The 16,378-nt window shown below is 51.5% G+C and carries 14 protein-coding genes; 7 read left to right on the forward strand and 7 right to left on the reverse strand.

The annotated features are described in order from the left end of the window. Positions 1-245: 245 nt before the first annotated feature. Positions 246-1,478: a sensor domain-containing phosphodiesterase gene (locus BW941_RS15070; protein WP_084189037.1), complete on the forward strand. Its 1,233-nt coding sequence runs from the start codon at positions 246-248 to the stop codon at positions 1,476-1,478. A 14-nt stretch (positions 1,479-1,492) separates the two neighbouring features. Here the strand turns inward: BW941_RS15070 and BW941_RS15075 are convergent, their stop codons facing one another. The 3 genes from BW941_RS15075 to BW941_RS15085 all read right to left on the reverse strand — a co-directional run bounded on the left by BW941_RS15075 (position 1,493) and on the right by BW941_RS15085 (position 3,844). Then, entirely contained in the window at positions 1,493-1,921 is a 429-nt protein-coding gene (locus BW941_RS15075) for a SufE family protein (protein WP_076517436.1), read from the reverse strand. A gap of 9 nt (positions 1,922-1,930) precedes the next feature. Further along, positions 1,931-3,124, reverse strand: coding sequence for a succinyldiaminopimelate transaminase (gene dapC / locus BW941_RS15080; RefSeq protein ID WP_076517438.1), 1,194 nt, complete (start codon positions 3,122-3,124; stop codon positions 1,931-1,933). A gap of 87 nt (positions 3,125-3,211) precedes the next feature. Continuing rightward, on the reverse strand, positions 3,212-3,844 hold the full coding sequence (locus BW941_RS15085; protein ID WP_076517440.1) for a TetR/AcrR family transcriptional regulator: 633 nt from the start codon (positions 3,842-3,844) through the stop codon (positions 3,212-3,214). A gap of 77 nt (positions 3,845-3,921) precedes the next feature. On the opposite strand from BW941_RS15085, the gene BW941_RS15090 reads away from it, so the two are divergent. Next, on the forward strand, positions 3,922-4,869 hold the full coding sequence (locus tag BW941_RS15090) for an alpha/beta fold hydrolase (protein ID WP_076517442.1): 948 nt from the start codon (positions 3,922-3,924) through the stop codon (positions 4,867-4,869). Positions 4,870-5,220: 351 nt separating this feature from the next. Here the strand turns inward: BW941_RS15090 and BW941_RS15100 are convergent, their stop codons facing one another. The 3 genes from BW941_RS15100 to BW941_RS15110 all read right to left on the reverse strand — a co-directional run bounded on the left by BW941_RS15100 (position 5,221) and on the right by BW941_RS15110 (position 8,274). Then, a complete protein-coding gene (locus BW941_RS15100) occupies positions 5,221-6,699 on the reverse strand; it encodes a hypothetical protein (protein WP_076517445.1) in 1,479 nt (492 codons plus the stop codon). 64 nt (positions 6,700-6,763) lie between these two features. After that, positions 6,764-7,669, reverse strand: a complete 906-nt coding sequence (locus BW941_RS15105) for an alpha/beta hydrolase family protein (protein WP_076517447.1) — start codon at positions 7,667-7,669, stop codon at positions 6,764-6,766. Positions 7,670-7,689: 20 nt separating this feature from the next. Then, positions 7,690-8,274 (reverse strand): TetR/AcrR family transcriptional regulator, encoded by a 585-nt coding sequence (locus BW941_RS15110; RefSeq protein WP_076517449.1) that lies wholly within the window; start codon positions 8,272-8,274, stop codon positions 7,690-7,692. Positions 8,275-8,375: 101 nt separating this feature from the next. Between BW941_RS15110 and BW941_RS15115 the strand changes: the two genes are divergently transcribed. Next, complete coding sequence (locus BW941_RS15115) at positions 8,376-10,646, forward strand: molybdopterin-dependent oxidoreductase (protein WP_076517451.1); 2,271 nt, start codon at positions 8,376-8,378, stop codon at positions 10,644-10,646. A 79-nt stretch (positions 10,647-10,725) separates the two neighbouring features. On the opposite strand, the gene ilvC is transcribed toward BW941_RS15115, so the two are convergent. After that, positions 10,726-12,216: a ketol-acid reductoisomerase gene (ilvC, locus tag BW941_RS15120; protein WP_076517453.1), complete on the reverse strand. Its 1,491-nt coding sequence runs from the start codon at positions 12,214-12,216 to the stop codon at positions 10,726-10,728. 208 nt (positions 12,217-12,424) lie between these two features. On the opposite strand from ilvC, the gene ilvY reads away from it, so the two are divergent. The 4 genes from ilvY to msrQ all read left to right on the forward strand — a co-directional run bounded on the left by ilvY (position 12,425) and on the right by msrQ (position 15,838). Beyond that, the gene (ilvY, locus tag BW941_RS15125) at positions 12,425-13,300 is read left to right on the forward strand and encodes an HTH-type transcriptional activator IlvY (protein WP_076517455.1); all 876 of its coding nucleotides are present in this window, start codon (positions 12,425-12,427) and stop codon (positions 13,298-13,300) included. Between the two features lie 59 nt (positions 13,301-13,359). Continuing rightward, the gene (gene pssA / locus BW941_RS15130; RefSeq protein WP_084189041.1) at positions 13,360-14,133 is read left to right on the forward strand and encodes a CDP-diacylglycerol--serine O-phosphatidyltransferase; all 774 of its coding nucleotides are present in this window, start codon (positions 13,360-13,362) and stop codon (positions 14,131-14,133) included. A 92-nt stretch (positions 14,134-14,225) separates the two neighbouring features. After that, positions 14,226-15,230, forward strand: coding sequence for a protein-methionine-sulfoxide reductase catalytic subunit MsrP (gene msrP, locus BW941_RS15135; protein ID WP_076517457.1), 1,005 nt, complete (start codon positions 14,226-14,228; stop codon positions 15,228-15,230). Next, entirely contained in the window at positions 15,221-15,838 is a 618-nt protein-coding gene (gene msrQ, locus BW941_RS15140) for a protein-methionine-sulfoxide reductase heme-binding subunit MsrQ (protein ID WP_076517459.1), read from the forward strand. The genes msrP and msrQ overlap by 10 nt, the downstream gene beginning before the upstream one ends. The last annotated feature ends 540 nt before the right edge of the window (positions 15,839-16,378 follow it).

The raw sequence follows: 16,378 nt of genomic DNA on the forward strand, positions 1-16,378 counted from the left end.
GAAGCTGGCCATGGTTTGGCGTATTTTGTCTTCTATTGTCGGTTCAATCACCATAAATCGAGCTGAAAATACGATATTTGCCTGAATGCCCGTTGAAGATTTATTCACGCTTTGCAGAAATAATCCGTACAAACGCTCCATATTTGACCTGATTGGAAAATGCTGGGAGGTGTCACCTTGTGGGGCATGTTTAATTCCGACAGAGTGCTATAGTTCCATGGTGAAGAATCTGAAGGTATTACTTAATGGAAAAGCGCCCGGATGTCGCGAGACAGCTCGCAGAGGTGATCAATGAGCCTGCTCCTAAAAGCCCGGAGACACTGAAAACAGCTATCTCGAGTCTGATACGTTCGGTACGTTATCGGCTTGATATGGATGTGGGTTTTTTATCTGAGTTTAGTCAGGATCAGCGTGTATTCCGTTTCGTCGATTGTGCCAGTGATGCCAATCTGGTTTCCGAAGATAGCTGTGGCCCATTAAAAGATAGCTTCTGTGAGATGATTGCCGATGGGCGCCTTAAGCAGCTGGTGCCGGATACCGAGGTGAGTGGTGAAACAGACCTGGTACCCGAATTTACAACGATTCCCGTTAAGTCTCACGTCAGTGTGCCTGTCGTTTTGTCTGATGGTCATACCTTCGGTACGTTCTGTATTTTCAGCCGTGAAGTAAAACCAAAACTTAATAATCGAAGCCTGATGTTGGTGCGGGTGTTCGCTGATGTTATTGCGGCTTTGATTGAAGATGCTCGTAAAGGTAGCGAAGAAAATCGCCAGCGTCAGGAAGTCATTCTCGATATCCTGGAGCGGGATGAGCTACTGTTACACGCCCAGCCAATCACTGCGCTTACGGATCGTTCTATTCAGGGCTTTGAACTGCTGGCAAGGCTATCGACCGATCTGGATCTTTCTCCTGCTCAATTGTTCATTGATGCGGATAGACTTGGCCTCTCCTCAGCAATAGGCCTGAGAGTGGTCGAGAAGTCCAAAGAAGCATTAGTAACCCTGCCATCGAATGCATATGTCTCTATTAACGTGACACCGGCTTTCCTTATGCAATGTGATATTTCTGGAATTTACACCCCTGAAGAAGCAAAGCGTATCGTTCTTGAGCTGACAGAACATGAAGAAATCGCGGACTACGACCTCTTAAACGCCCGCCTTAAACCGCTTCGGGATGCGGGGATGCGTCTGGCTATTGATGATGCCGGTGCAGGGTATGCGAGTATGCGCCACATTCTCTTGCTCAGCCCGGATATGCTTAAGCTTGATATGAGCCTTATCCGGGACATTGATCAGGACAGAGACAAACAATCGCTTGTTGCAGCACTTCGTGGGTTTGCTCAGGTGCAGGGGTATATGGTGGTGGCAGAGGGAATCGAAACCGAAGCCGAACTGGCTGAGCTCGAAACCCTTAATGTCTGCTGTGGCCAGGGGTACCTTCTGTCACGGCCTCAGCCTGTAGATACATTTAAGTCCTGATTGCGGCCAGCGGTTCACGCCGCTGCCGCAGTATCTTTAATCTTCTGTACCATCGCTCGTAAGCCATTGCCCCGCGTCGGACTAAGGTGCTTGACGAGATCAACCTGAGAGAAATATTCGTCGACATCAAAGGCAACAATCTCGGCAGGAGTCTTATAGTTAAAGGCCGCTAACACCATGCCCAGCAGCCCCCGAACAATATGTGCATCGGAGTCGGCTTCAAAGACAAGCTTTCCATCTTCCGTGTTGTGATCAATCCATACCTGGCTCTGGCAGCCACGAAGAAGAAACTCATCGGTTTTCTTGTCGTCGCTCATTCCGGGAAGTTCTTTTCCCAGGTCAATGATGTATTTATAGCGTTCTTCCCAGTCATCGAAGAAGCTCAGAGTATCTACGATATCTTCGCTGGTAATGCTTTTACCAAAAGGACTTTCGAAGGACATGTTGGCTCCTTACAGCGTTTCGATGAATGAGCGGATACGGCGGGCGGCCTCGATGCACTCGGATGTTTCTGCAACCAGAGCCATCCGGATGCGATCAGCGCCCGGATTAATACCGTCAACCGTCCGGGACAGGTATGAGCCCGGTAATACAGTCACGTTCTGCTGCGCAAACAGTTGTTGTGCAAACGTTTCTTCGTTGATTGGTGTTCGCGGCCACAGGTAGAAGCTGGCTTCAGTCTGTTTTACATCCAGTACAGGGTTGAGGATTTCCAGTACGGAGCGGAATTTCTGGGTGTACTCAACGCGGTTAGCGATGACATGTTCTTCATCGTTCCAGGCAGTGATGCTCGCCAGTTGGGTGTGAACCGGCATAGCACAGCCATGATAGGTACGGTACAGGAGGAAGGGCTTCAGCAGATCTGCATCCCCCGCTATAAACCCGGAGCGCAGACCTGGCAGGTTCGAGCGTTTCGACAACGAGTGGAAAACGACGCAGCGCTTATAATCATGGCGGCCCAGCTTTGCACAGGCTTCCAGCAGGCCCATCGGTGCATCTGCGCCATCCACATAAATTTCTGAATAGCATTCATCGCTGGCAAGAATAAAGTCATGCTCGTCGGCCAGCTCAATCAGTTTTTTGAAATCATCCAGCTTCAGAGTCGAGCCCGTTGGGTTGCCTGGTGTGCAGACAAACAGCAACTGACAGCGTTGCCAGACATCGGTGGGCACGGCATCAAAGTCGGGGTTAAAGCCATTCTCTTCGAGACAAGGAAGAAAGTGGGGTTCAGCGCCGGACAGGTAGGCAGCTCCTTCGTAGATCTGATAGAAGGGATTCGGAGAAACTACCAATGGGCGGTACTCGCTACGGTTAACGGCTGCCTGGGTGAACGCGAATATAGCTTCGCGGGTGCCGTTGACGGGGATGACCTGAGATACCGGATCCACGTGCTCCAGCGAGAAGCGACGCTCCAGCCAGCTGGCGATCGTTGAGTTCAGCTCAGGCAGACCCTTTGTCGTTGGGTAGTTTTCGACGCGCTGAAGCTCGGTGCGCAGGGTATTGAGTACAAACTCAGGCGCGGGGTGTTTGGGCTCACCAATCGATAAGGCAATATGCTCAAGATCTGCCGGTGGGGTGACTGCGCCTTTCAGTTTAGCCAGTTTTTCAAAGGGGTAGGGCTGGAGTTTGCTCAGATCTGGGTTCATGCCGCGTCCGGAGTACCTGTTATTCAGAGAGCGCGCATTATACCCCCTTTGGAACGACAGCGGACAGGCCTCACTAAGTGCCCGGGCTCACTGGCCTGAGAGGTAGTTTGTGAACAATCTGATGAGGTGTCTGCGAAGTGAGGCTTTCGATATCCACTCATTTTGTTGTGGATCGGTTGATGCAATGGCTCTGTGAGTCAGCGTTTCGAGTGAGTGTACGAGTATAAAGCTGGCCAGTTTCAGGTCATCACAGCAGATCTCTGCTGAGCGCTGATTCAGATAGCCCAGCACCAAGTCGGTATACAGGTTTTCAAGTCGATTCTGTTCTTCTCTGGGGAGTATCTGCGATGCATGCTCCGTCAGCACCGCATGCAGGGCTGGGTCCAGTGCATGTGCGTCCAGCATGACGTCCACCCTGCTGGCGATGGCTTCGGGTACGGGCATAGAAAGGCTATCACTCAGTCGAACGGCAATCTGCTGCTGCATTTCACTAAGATGCTTTTCCGTCAGTGCCCGAAGCAGAGCCTGCTTGTTGGGAAAATACTGATACAGGCTGCCAATGCTGACTCCAGCGCGTTCTGCAATGTGGTTGGTGGTGGCTTTTCTGAAACCTTCGCTTCTCAGAATGTGAGCAGTAGCTTCCAGGATGCAATTTACTGTGTCCTGTGAGCGCGCTTGGGATGGGCGTCGGCGGGGCTTTGAGTGTGTGCTTCCGGTCATCTGGATCTTCCATAAAATGCGAGTAAACCGCTTCCGGGGCGGACGTTAATATGTTCTCCACTTTGAGGGGAGCGAACGTGAAAGAACTAACTTACCGCAATCATTCATATTGGAAAAACTATCTGAAGTATTTTCCGGAAGCTTTGAGGCGCATGGACGCTGAAAAGATTCAGGAAGAATGGTGGCGCTGGGGGAGATCAGATATTCATCTGGACCGCTATGTGCCTACTAACGATGTTCAGAGTCCAGTAAAAGCGATCCTGCTTCATGGTGGGGGAGGTTACAGCCGCTTACTTGCACCGTATGCGCAATCCTTGTGTGAAGAAGGTCATGAAGTCGTGGTCCCTGATCTGCCCGGGTTTGGCCTGACGCGGGCAGATGTCGATGATATCGATTACCGTCGATGGGTTGCGCTTGTCATCGACCTGATAAAACGTGAAGCAGAGCTAAGTGAAGCGCCGGTTTTTGTGATGGGCGCCAGCCTCGGAGGCATGGTGGCATACGCCGTTTCGCGAAATAACCCTGATGTCCGCGGAGTTATTGCGACAACCTTATGTAATCCTGAAATGCATGACGTCCGTGAAGCGTTCGTAAGGTCGCCATGGATTGCCCGATATCTATGGCCCCTCTCTCGCCTGATTCCAGGCTGTGTAGCGCAGCGGATAAAACTGCCGATAAAGTGGTTCGGTAAAATGAAAGCTATCGCCAATAATCCGGATCTTTCTCTGATGGTGAGCAAGGATAAACTCGGTGGTGGCCGCTGCCTCCCATTGTCATTCCTTGACTCTATTTTTCGCTTACAGCCGCCTTCGTCGTTATCAGGCGATGCCCCTGTTCTTCTGATTCACCCTGCAGAAGACGTGTGGACGCCCGTTGCATTAAGTGATCATTTCTTTGCTGGGATTCCGGGACGGAAGTTTCGGGTCATTCTGCCCGAATGTGGTCATTATCCAATAGAAGAAGAAGGCCTCTCAGTTATGAAAACAACCATACTTAAATTTATCAGTAGCGAGTGTGAAAACTGAAAATATTATTGTTTATTTATGGATGTGTGGATTTATAGGCTCAGCGTGCATTCAGCTCATATTTCCGGAACCGTTCGCAAGCTATTCTACCTGGGACTACAATTCCGGATGGCAGTCTGAGCTCGCCATTTGGAACATAGGGATAATTTCCGTTCTGGTAGCATTAATACGAGTAGGTGTGACTCTGTCGCCCGTACTCCCCGGCCTTGCTTTCATGTCATTCCTTTTTGGTATGAATCACCTGGTCGCGCTTGTTGGTAACCCTGGTGCCTGTAGTGACTGGGCTGGAGTAATCGCCAACTTTGCGATAACCGGTATATACCTTATCTGGCGGATGAGCTCGTATGTCCCTCAGCGCAAATGAATCAGAAGTGTTTCGAGGCGCGCCATCTGAATGTCACCGAGGTTGAGGAGCAGTTCATCGCTGTTATCGCTCACAGTGACGTCGATAGGCGTCGTTAAATCTCTGGCATACAGAGTGGCGCTGACGATTTCCCGGTGGGCGAGCTGGTTCTGTATATCCTGTGGCAATTCGAGGTGTGTCAGGGTCTGGCTGTTTTCGGAAAATACGGACGCCAGTACAAACACCTCTGCGCCACTGTCTGTGGTGATGGCAAAGCTGCGTACTTCCGTCGTGTCGTCCGGTGTCAGAGTTCCTTGATATATGATGTCCCGGCCTCCGGTGAGGCTATAGAGGCTCGCCATTGCGTCACTGATTCTGTGACCTTCATTGCCTGCCTGAGTGCCGTAGTAAAACCAGCGTGACTGCTGTGGAGAGAGCTGCCGGTCGGCTATCCATTCCAGGTAGCGACCTGCGATTGCGAGAGCAGCGCCTGCCCCCAGTCCCCCGGAGGCAAGGTTGATCCCCACTTCTTCTGTGATCCAGACTCCGAGGATGTCTGAGTGTACCCAACGATCATAAAGCCCTTCGAGCGTTGATTTCCAGTGATCAGGCGTGTTGGCATCGTAAGCGTGTGCGAGGTAATGAATGGTGATCAGGTCGATGATTTCGTGCACCTGCTTCCCGGCGAGGTCCGGTGCATACGTTCCCTCAATTTCGTACGCAAGCAGGTCATCAAGAAACGTCTGTGAAGAGGGAGCGGAAAAAGCGGATACAGATCCCAGTGCGACGTTTACCTTATCGCCGGTGGCATTTTCTGCTTCCTGGAATGCCTGAACTGTTGGCGCGAGAAAGTACTCAACGTACGTCTGCATAGCAAATTCTGAATCACTCAGCCCATTGGTATCGCCATCAAAGTAATAAACGGCATTACGGGTGTAGCTGGAAGCATTTACTTCGTTACCTACTTGCCAGAAAAACTGGCTTTCTTCTCCCAGAGACGCGATGACTTCAGTGGCCCTCTCCCGTACCGCGGCCCGCCACTGTGTTCCGTGGTCTGCAATGATACTGTCCATGTAGTCTGAAAACTGATCGCTCGCCTGTGTCGCGTCAGGAGCAAGTTTGGCGGATCCCATTCCGCCGATCTGGGCGATGATGTCGCGCTCGGATGAGAGTTGGCTCAGTGTCTGTTTTTCCGCTTCCGTCATAGCAACGAAGGTCGCAGCATTCTGAATTTCAAGTTCATCACGCATTGGATCCCGAATGGGACCCGACCAGTCAAACGCCTGATACAGGCTGCCGAGATGATCGCTCAGACGAATCGTCGTTTCCGTGACTGGGTCGTCTTCAACCTGTTCTCCGCCATCGGCAATGGCTGTTGGCGGAGCTTCCTCATCATCACCTATGAGTGGGCCAGGGGACGATTCCGATTCTCCTCCACACCCGGACAGCAGCAAACAGAAGACAACAAATATGCGCAGCTCTGACATGATCCTTTCCTTGATGGCATCAGATAGCGACTGTACGACATTCCGGAGCGCAGGCCTGTGACCATCAGAGACAAATTTTCTGGCTGCTCGCAGGTTGAGTCTTATGAGTTATGGTGTTGTTTTTAAGCTGCGGCAGTATCTGCGACTCCCATAAACTGTCGCGGAATTTATCTCTGAACCAGTTTAGGTGGCCGATGCGCTTTTCGCCGATGTCTTTCGGGTTTATACGAATCATCTTGCGTTCACTGCTGGTGAAGAATGAATGCAGGTTTTCGATATTGCGGGCCGACATCATTTCATCGTCGCTGAACGAGATAGAAGTGATAGGAATGCTCACCGAGGCAAACTGATCACGCAGCCATTGGCCTTCGTACCCGACGGCGTAGTCTTTGTTTTTGCACCAGCGCCACCACTGGCGCATCGCATTCGCGGGCAGGTCGCCCACCATGTTCAGGCGATCGCCTGGAAAGTATCCCTTCAATGCCACCGCCAGGGGGGCGATGCCGTACCACAGGGCCCAGACGAAACGTTTGGTTTCCGGAGAGTTATGGCGCCAATAACCGCTGCCACTGGCCATGGTGATCGCTTTATCTATCAAGTTGGTCGATGGTGTCATTCCGAGTAGCTGGCCGCCAACACTGTGGCCGACCCAGTAGAACGTCTGGTCTGGGTAATTAGCACGAACAAAACGGATGATGGCTTCGCAGTCGTATTCGCCCCATTGCAGCATATTCGTTTTGATCTGCTTCAGAGGCTTATCAACAGATGCGCCCATACCGTAGTAATCAAAGGTGATGGCAGACATTCCCTGTTCATTCAGCCAGAGCGCGAACTTCTCGTAGCAGGTTTGCGGCACGCCCATTGCGCCGGCAATTACGACGACCTGCTTGCTTTCATGTTTGTTAAATAACCGGATCTGAAGTTTACGTGTTGGGTCGGTTGTCTGCAGTGTTTGTTCTATCAGTGCCATGTTACTTCTCCGGCATCAGGTCAGGCAGGGATGGACATGCGGATCAGTGCGAGCAATTGCTCTTCGACATGATCCAGGGGTTCAGCTGAACGCTGCGCACGACACATAGGCACGGTGCCTTCAATAGACGCGACTATCATGGTGGCCAGCGACTGTGCCTGTGCCGACGGTGCGCCATGTTTCTCAAGCTGATCGGCGAGCAGCGCGCGCCAGCGGGCAAAGGTTTCTGCGGCAACATCAAGTGCGGCGTAGCCGTCTTCATCGGCGGGTTCGTCTACCGAGACAGCTAATACTGGGCAGCCATTACGAAAATCCGATTTCAAAGCGTCGTCACGCCAGTACTGAACAAACGCGCGGATACCTGGCTCCAGACCCAGCGCAAATGCCTTCTCCAGTTGTTTCTCGATAAAGCGACCTGACATCTGTACTGCCTCGATAATCAGTTGATTCTTTCCATTGGGAAAATAGTGATATGTCGACCCGAGTGGCGTGCCAGAAAACTTGGCGACTTCACGGATACTGGTGCGGCTGACGCCCCGCTGAGAGATCATCAGTGCCGCTCCACCGACCAGGCGGCGTCGCACGGCGGGATCATTCTTAGCCATAAAGCCATACCTTCATAAAATCATCTTGTTATAACGAGTGTTATAATTTAGCATCAGTTCAAATCGTAAACAATTGCCTGTGTCAGGTGAGAGAGGCTTGAGTGAATATTTCAGTGACGGAAACCCGGGAAGACACGACGGCTTGCATTCTGTGTTCGCGCAACTGCGGGCTGTCTGTCGAGGTTGATGCCACGGGCTTTAAGAAAATCCGCGGCGATGACGCGCATCCTATGTCACAAGGTTATATCTGCCAGAAAGCAGCTCGGCTGGAGTACTACCAGAACAATGCAGACCGTCTGAATCAGCCACTGAAGCGAAAAGAAGACAGCACCTTCGAAGAGATTTCCTGGAATCAGGCGATCAATGAAATCGCGGTAAAAATGACGGCTATCCGTGATACCCACGGTGGTGAAGCCTTTGCGACCTGTGGCGGTGGTGGACAGGGGAATCACCTCGGCGGTGGTTATCTCGGGCAGCTGCGTGCTGCGATGAAGAGTTACTTCAATTACAACTCACTGGGGCAGGAGAAAACGGGAGATTTCTGGCTGAATGGTCGACTGTTCGGCAGTCAGACATGCCATATCACCGAAGATGTCGAGCACTCTGATTTTGTGATTTTTCTCGGCTGTAACCCTTTTCAGGCTCACGGCATACCTAATGCCCGCCATACCCTGAAGGAAATCAGTAAAGATCCGGCACGGACTATGGTGGTGATTGATCCACGTCGTACCGAAACCGCGAAGATGGCCGATATCCATCTGCAGCTCAAGCCCGGTACGGATGCTTATCTGCTCAGTGCGATTCTGGCCATCATTGTGAATGAAGGCCTTCAGGCAAAAGAATTTCTGGCCGAACACTGTACCGGTTTTGCCAGTGTTGAGCGTTACCTGAAATCGGTGCCTGTTGCAGAGTTTATCCGCCGTGCCGATGTAAATCCTGATGATGTGTATGCAGTCGCGCGTGGGTTAGCGACTGCAAGTTCTGGTTGCGTACGCGCAGATCTGGGTATTCAGCATTCGATCCGAACCACATTGAACGGCTATTTTGAGAAGCTGTTGTATCTGGTGACTGGGCAATTCGGTAAGCGCGGCGCCAACAACCTGCACACCACCATTGTTCCAATTCTTACGGATACCGATGAACGTAATCCCAAGTATCGCCGTAGCGTCTATCACAAAATGTTCGCGGTCTCGGGCATTCTGCCGCCGAATATTCTGGCTGATGAAATTCTGCTGGCAGGGGAGAAACGCATCCGCTCAATCTTTGTCGACAGCTGTAACCCGATCAATACCTGGGCCGACAGTGACCGCATGACGGAAGCTTTTAAGTCGCTGGAGTTGCTGGTGGTTACGGATGTGGCTTTGACTGAGACAGCCCGCCTTGCACATTACGTTCTGCCGGCGGCATCTCAGTTCGAGAAGTGGGAGTTCACAGGGTTCAATCTCGAGTTTCCGGTGAATGGTTTTCACCTGCGTCACCCACTCTTTCCTGCATACGGAAATACGTTACCAGAGCCTGAGATCTACACCCGGATTCTCGAAGCTATGGGTAAAATTCCCAAAGACTTCCCGGTGATGAAGGCGATTGCGAAAAAAGAACCGAAAGGAACTTTCCACCTCGGCTTTCTGATTTCGCTGGCAGCGAAGTTAATGACGGATAAAAAGCTGCAGCCTTTTGCTGCATCCATTCTCTATCGCACGTTAGGGAGTACGTTGCCGAATAAGGGAGCCGCCGCTGCCATTATGTTGCCGCTGTCGATTGTGACCTCTATGCGCTATCACGATGGCGTGAAGCGGGCGGGCTATAAAGGCAATCGCTTTACCTCAGGCGTCCGGCTATTCCGTGCGATTCTGCGTGAACGTTCGGGGCTGGTGTATATCCGTCAGAATTACGAGGACGTCTGGTCGCTGGTCGCCAATAAAGATCAGAAGATTCATCTGCGTATTCCTGAAATGCTGGATGAAGCGTTGGCGCTGTTAAAAGAACCAGTAGACCACGACAAACCCTTTACCCTGATCGCGGGTGAGCGTCGTGCTTATAACGCCAACCAGATTTTCCGCGATCCACAGTGGCGGAAAATAGACAAAACCGGTGCCATGCGCATTCATCCTGACGATGCCGAAGAGCTCGGGTTGGTGGCGGGTGATCAGGTGATCTGTGATTCCGGCTATGCCAACATCAAGGTCGACATCATGATCGACGACACCATGCGCAGACGTGTTGTGGCCTTGCCGCATGGCTATGCAATCACGTACGACAATGGCGAGGAAATTGGTCCGGCTCTTAACCGCCTGATGCCGTTGACGCATTGTGATCCGTTCTCGCGCACGCCATCTCATAAGTACACGCCGGTATCGCTGGCGAAAGCCTGATCTGTAATTTATTCAGACATAAAAAAAGCCCCGCCAGTCTGCACTGGCGGGGCTTTTTATGTGCTAGCTAAAGCAGGTCTTATGCAGACGCTTCAACGATACGCTTCATGTCAGTCATGTAGCCACGCAGCTCAGCACCAACCCACTCAACTGGGTGGTTACGGATAGCTTCGTTAACTTCGATCAGACGAGCGTTGTCTACGGAGTTAGACTTCAGGTTCAGGCCTTTACCGATCACGTCAGTGCTGATGTGTGGCATGAACTTCTCGCGCAGCAGAGGTACTGCAGCGTGAGAGAACAGGTAGTTACCGTATTCAGCCGTGTCAGAGATAACAACGTTCATCTCGTACAGCTTACGACGTGCAATAGTGTTCGCGATCAGTGGAGTTTCGTGCAGAGACTCGTAGTATGCAGACTCTTCAACGATACCGCTTTCAACCATCGATTCGAACGCCAGCTCAACACCCGCCTTGATCATAGCAACCAGCATGATGCCGTGGTCGAAGTATTCCTGCTCGTCGATTTCAACGTCAGATGCTGAAGCTTTTTCGAAGCCAGTTTCTGCCGTTTCTTCGCGCCATTTCAGCAGGTTGGCATCGTCGTTCGCCCAGTCTGCCATCATAGTGGAAGAGAATTCGCCTTCCATGATGTCAGCCTGATGCTTGCGGAACAGAGGACGCATCAGTTCTTTCAGCTCTTCAGCCATGTCAAACGCAACGATTTTCGCTGGATTAGACAGACGGTCCATCATGTTAGTGATGCCGCCGTACTTCAGCGCTTCAGTCACAGTTTCCCAACCGTACTGGATCAGCTTAGAGGCGTAGCCTTCGTCGATGCCGTCGGCAACCATTTTCTCGAAGCCCAGGATCGCACCAGTCTGCAGCATGCCGCACAGAATGGTCTGCTCGCCCATCAGGTCAGACTTAACTTCAGCAACGAAAGAAGATTCCAGACAGCCAGCGCGGTGACCGCCAGTCGCTGCAGCCCATGCTTTAGCGATGTCCCAGCCTTCGCCCTTAGGGTCGTTTTCCGGGTGAACAGCGATCAGAGTCGGAACACCGAAACCACGCTTGTATTCTTCACGTACTTCAGAACCAGGACACTTAGGTGCAACCATAACAACAGTCAGGTCTTCACGGATCTGCATGCCTTCTTCAACGATGTTGAAGCCGTGGGAGTAACCCAGGCAAGCGCCTTCCTTCATCAGAGGCATAACCGCATTCACAACAGAAGTGTGCTGCTTGTCTGGAGTCAGGTTCATAACCAGGTCAGCAGTAGGGATCAGCTCTTCGTAAGTACCCACGTTGAAGCCGTTTTCAGACGCGTTTTTCCATGACTGACGCTTCTCAGTGATCGCAGCTTCACGCAGAGCGTAAGATACGTCCAGACCAGAGTCGCGCATGTTCATGCCCTGGTTCAGGCCCTGAGCACCACAACCAACGATGACAACTTTCTTACCTTTCAGGAATTCAGCTTCAGAAGCGAATTCAGAACGGTCCATGAAACGGCAGCGGCCGAGTTGATCCAGCTTTTGCTGGAGGTTCAGGGTGTTGAAGTAGTTCTGCCCCATTTCGTTATCCTCTATGTGTTGAAGCTACCTGCCTCGCCTACGCTTCTCATACGATGATGAAAGTAATAGGTTCAAAGCAGCTTCGTTATATGGTTGATATAAAAATTCGGGACGAATGATAGGTGATGAGCGTCGTTGCGTAAAATGCTATTATTGCTAGCAGTTGTTGCAAATACTGCAATACCCCAGCCAGGTACTTACTTACCTTATGGAATACAAAGACTTACGGGTTTTCCTTACCGTCGTCGAAGCTCAGCATCTCGGACGGGCGGGGCAGCAATTACATATGAGCCCTTCAACACTCAGCCGTCGTATCAGTCGTATGGAACAGGATGCGGGCGCTCAGTTACTGGTACGTGACAGCGGACCGTTAACCTTAACGCCGGCCGGCGAGCTGTTTCGCCAGCATGCGGAGCAGACCCTGGACGCATGGCAATCGCTGCGCTCTGCGGTAAATGCCGAGGTGAGTGATCTGGAGGGGTCGCTGACGCTCTTTTGTTCTGTCACCGCCAGTTATTCTTTTCTGGCTGATCTGTTGGCCCGGTTCCGGGAGCAATATCCTAAAGTTGATCTACGTATTCATACGGGGGATGCCGCGGAGTCTATCCCCAGAGTCGCCACCGGGGATGCGGATGTCGTGATTGCTGCACGGCCCGAACAATTGTCGCCTGACCTGACGTTTAGGGGGATTTCTGAGTCGCCGTTGCTGTTTATCGCACCAAGAACGGTGGGAACTGTTCCTCAGCTCTCACAATCAGACATATCGTGGGCCGAGGTGCCTATGGTGCTCTCAGAGACTGGCCTGGCACGTACACGCGTAAACCAATGGTTTGCATCACGTAGTCTGACGCCCAACATCTATGCACAGGTAACGGGGCACGAAGCCATCGTCAGTATGGTGGCTCTGGGCGTAGGTGTGGGGGTTGTCCCTCAGGTTGTTTTACAGAACAGCCCACTTCTTAACCGTGTGCGGGTGTTGTCGGTAACGCCTGAACTGGAGCCCTTTCATATTGGGCTCTGCTCGCGGACGGAACGACTCAATGAGCCAGTCTTACAGGCGCTTTGGCAAACCGCGGGGCGATGACATGGCCAGATGGACTGGTTTCGCCCATAATAGCCGCAGAACTTTAAAACCCGCAGCTTATGCGGGCCGAACACATTAAGGATCATAGTGTGAGTGATAACGAAGACGCTCAGGTACCGGTAGCAACCAAAAGGGACAGGAAGGGGATTTACCTCTTGCCTAACCTGTTTACGACGGGTGCATTGTTTTCAGGGTTTTACGCTGTCGTTGCCGGTATGAACGGCGATTTTGAGAATGCAGCCATCGCTATTTTTGTTGCCATGGTGCTGGATGGTCTTGATGGCCGCGTTGCGCGTATGACGAATACCCAGAGTGATTTCGGCGCAGAGTATGACAGCCTCGCCGACATGGTCTCTTTTGGTGTGGCGCCTGCTTTGGTCGCGTTCAGCTGGGCGTTGCAGGATCTGGGTAAAGTCGGCTGGGTCGCAGCTTTTGTCTACTGTGCGGGGGCAGCTCTGCGTCTCGCGCGCTTTAATACTCAGCTGGCGGTGGCTGATAAAAACTACTTCACCGGATTGGCCAGCCCGTCTGCAGCGGCAATCGTTGCTGGAAATATCTGGGTCTTCACTGAGTCTGGCACGCAGGGGGCCGATGCCGCCTGGTGGATGGCTATTATCGTGACCGCAGCGGGCTTGTTAATGGTCAGCAACTTCAAGTATCACAGTTTCAAAGGTCTGGATCTGCGCGGCAAGATTCCTTTCGTCGCCTTGCTGGCCATTGTTATGGGCTTTGCAATTGTATCGATTGATCCCGCAACGGTCCTGTTGGCTGTTTTTATGTTGTATGCCTTATCTGGCCCGGCATGGGCGGTGAAAGAAAAGTTGTTTGATTAACGACTATACGAATGTAGATATAAATATGGAAAGAAGCCCGGCACAACAACCGGGCTTTTTTGTCAGAGTAATTCAGCCATTAAGAGGTGCATATGCTGATTCCAAAGCGTCGCTACCCCAAAATCGATCCTTCAGAGATCACACCAGAAGAGTTGTACGTCAACAGGCGGCTCTTTATGAAGGGCAGCCTCACTGCGGCAGCGGCGCTCAGTACAATACAGGCACAGGCGCTTGTGTCTCCTGAGGGAGGTAGTCGTATACCCTCACGCCCTGAGTGGCTGGAGAGGGCCGTCGTTAATGCGTCTGAAACCTCCTTTGGTGCTGGTGAAAAGCCTGCCCCCTATGCCTCTGCTACCCAGTACAACAACTTCTATGAGTTCGGGATGAGTAAGTCGGACCCATTCGAAAACTCAGGTAAGTTCACGACAGACCCATGGAACGTGACTATTGAAGGTGAGTGCGAGGTGAAAGGCTCCTTCGCTCTCGAAGATCTTCTAAAGGGAATTGACCTGGAAGAGCGGATTTATCGACTGCGTTGTGTCGAGGCCTGGTCAATGGTGATCCCTTGGGTAGGTTTCCCACTGGCTGAGCTGATTAAACGCTTTAAGCCATTATCTTCAGCCAAGTACGTCGAGTTCGTGACTGTTGAGCGACCAAAAGAAATGCCGGGGCAGCGCTCGGTGTTCTCTACTATCGACTGGCCTTACCGAGAGGGGCTCAGAATGGATGAAGCCATGAATCCACTAACGCTCATGGCAGTAGGGATGTACGGCAATGTCCTGCCAAATCAGAACGGAGCGCCGATGCGACTTGTCGTTCCGTGGAAATACGGCTTCAAGAGCATTAAGTCGATCGTAAAAATCCGTTTCCGCGAAACTATGCCACCGACGACATGGAATGACTTAGCTCCACAGGAGTATGGCTTCTATGCCAACGTAAATCCGGAAGTCGATCATCCGCGATGGAGTCAGGCTTCTGAGAGGCGCCTGCCTAACAGTATCTTCAGCCCCAACCGGATACCGACTGAAATGTTTAACGGGTACGGCGAACAGGTTGCTCACCTGTATAAAGGTATGGATTTGCGTAAATGGTACTAACGCTGACTGGGCGTAGGTGGCTTATCGGTATCGCCTGCGCACTACCACTCATATACATAGTGCAAGCAATAGTCCGAGTGCAGACAGGCGAATGGAACCTGTTAGGGCCGGAACCTGGCAAGGCAATTACCCACTTTACAGGCACATGGGGCTTCAACTTCTTGCTGCTGACGCTTGCAGTGACACCGATAGTAAGGCTTACGAAACAGAAGTGGGTGATGCCACACCGGAGGATGTTGGGCCTCTACGCGGCCTTCTATGTATCTTTGCACGCATTAGCGTACCTGGCTTTCCTTCTGGGGTGGCAGTGGGGCGAGTTAGGTCGTGAGGTCGTGGAGCGTCCATATCTCTTGGTTGGAGCTTTATCATGGTTGCTCTTGTTGCCGCTGGTGATCACCTCGACGAAAGCGTGGCAGCGAAGGCTGAAGAGGCGTTGGAAGCAACTACACCAACTCATCTATGTAATCGTAGCCCTCGCAGCCGTTCACTATTTATTACAAATCAGGGCTAGCTGGTTTGAGCCTGTTGCCTACACTCTTATAGCTGCATTCCTACTGGCGTTAAGACTGTGGTTTTTTGCTAAGAAGAAACGCGCCAGAACTTCCTGAAAATTATTACAGAAAGTAGTTGACCCAAATCGCCGCATCTCTATAATGCGCCGCTCTTGATCGTTACCCAGCAGCGCTGGCAACGACCAGGAAAACGGGTCGAAAAAAGGTGTTGACCAAGTCTGAAAAGACTGTAGAATGCGCCGCCTGATCCGACAGAGAGGCTCCTTGGAGTTGTCTGGAAAAGGTTTGCAACTTGTTGATTTTAAAAGATTTTTTTGAAAGTTAACGGTTGACAGCGAAAGGTTCTCTGGTAGAATGCTTCGCATTGATCGGGACGCTGAGTTGTCCGGATCGGATGTCAAAAATTAAGAGGTTCGCTTCTTAAGAAAGTTTAAAAAACTTGTTGACATCGAAAGCTGCTTCTGTAAAATACGCAGCCCGCTTTGAGAGAAAGCTTCTGGCAAATCCAAAGCAACGTTCTTTAAAAATTAGCATTAAGTAATTCGTGTGGGTGCTTACTGAGATGTTGTGGAGACATAAGATTTCAAGTAAGAACTCGTCGAAAATTCATTTACGTGAATGTTGACAGTTTTATTC

The sequence above is a fragment of the Thalassolituus maritimus genome, assembly GCF_900156675.1.
In the GTDB taxonomy this organism is placed as follows: Bacteria; Pseudomonadota; Gammaproteobacteria; order Pseudomonadales; family Oceanobacteraceae; genus Thalassolituus; species Thalassolituus maritimus.

Excerpts from the sequence above, each read along its gene's own strand:
- ilvC (WP_076517453.1), bottom strand. The coding sequence starts at position 12,216 with ATGGGGCAGAACTACTTCAACACCCTGAACCTCCAGCAAAAGCTGGAT.
- msrP (WP_076517457.1), top strand. The coding sequence starts at position 14,226 with ATGCTGATTCCAAAGCGTCGCTACCCCAAAATCGATCCTTCAGAGATC.
- BW941_RS15100 (WP_076517445.1), bottom strand. The coding sequence starts at position 6,699 with ATGTCAGAGCTGCGCATATTTGTTGTCTTCTGTTTGCTGCTGTCCGGG.
- msrQ (WP_076517459.1), top strand. The coding sequence starts at position 15,221 with ATGGTACTAACGCTGACTGGGCGTAGGTGGCTTATCGGTATCGCCTGC.
- ilvY (WP_076517455.1), top strand. The coding sequence starts at position 12,425 with ATGGAATACAAAGACTTACGGGTTTTCCTTACCGTCGTCGAAGCTCAG.
- pssA (WP_084189041.1), top strand. The coding sequence starts at position 13,360 with ATGCGGGCCGAACACATTAAGGATCATAGTGTGAGTGATAACGAAGAC.
- BW941_RS15110 (WP_076517449.1), bottom strand. The coding sequence starts at position 8,274 with ATGGCTAAGAATGATCCCGCCGTGCGACGCCGCCTGGTCGGTGGAGCG.
- dapC (WP_076517438.1), bottom strand. The coding sequence starts at position 3,124 with ATGAACCCAGATCTGAGCAAACTCCAGCCCTACCCCTTTGAAAAACTG.
- BW941_RS15070 (WP_084189037.1), top strand. The coding sequence starts at position 246 with ATGGAAAAGCGCCCGGATGTCGCGAGACAGCTCGCAGAGGTGATCAAT.
- BW941_RS15075 (WP_076517436.1), bottom strand. The coding sequence starts at position 1,921 with ATGTCCTTCGAAAGTCCTTTTGGTAAAAGCATTACCAGCGAAGATATC.
- BW941_RS15105 (WP_076517447.1), bottom strand. The coding sequence starts at position 7,669 with ATGGCACTGATAGAACAAACACTGCAGACAACCGACCCAACACGTAAA.
- BW941_RS15085 (WP_076517440.1), bottom strand. The coding sequence starts at position 3,844 with ATGACCGGAAGCACACACTCAAAGCCCCGCCGACGCCCATCCCAAGCG.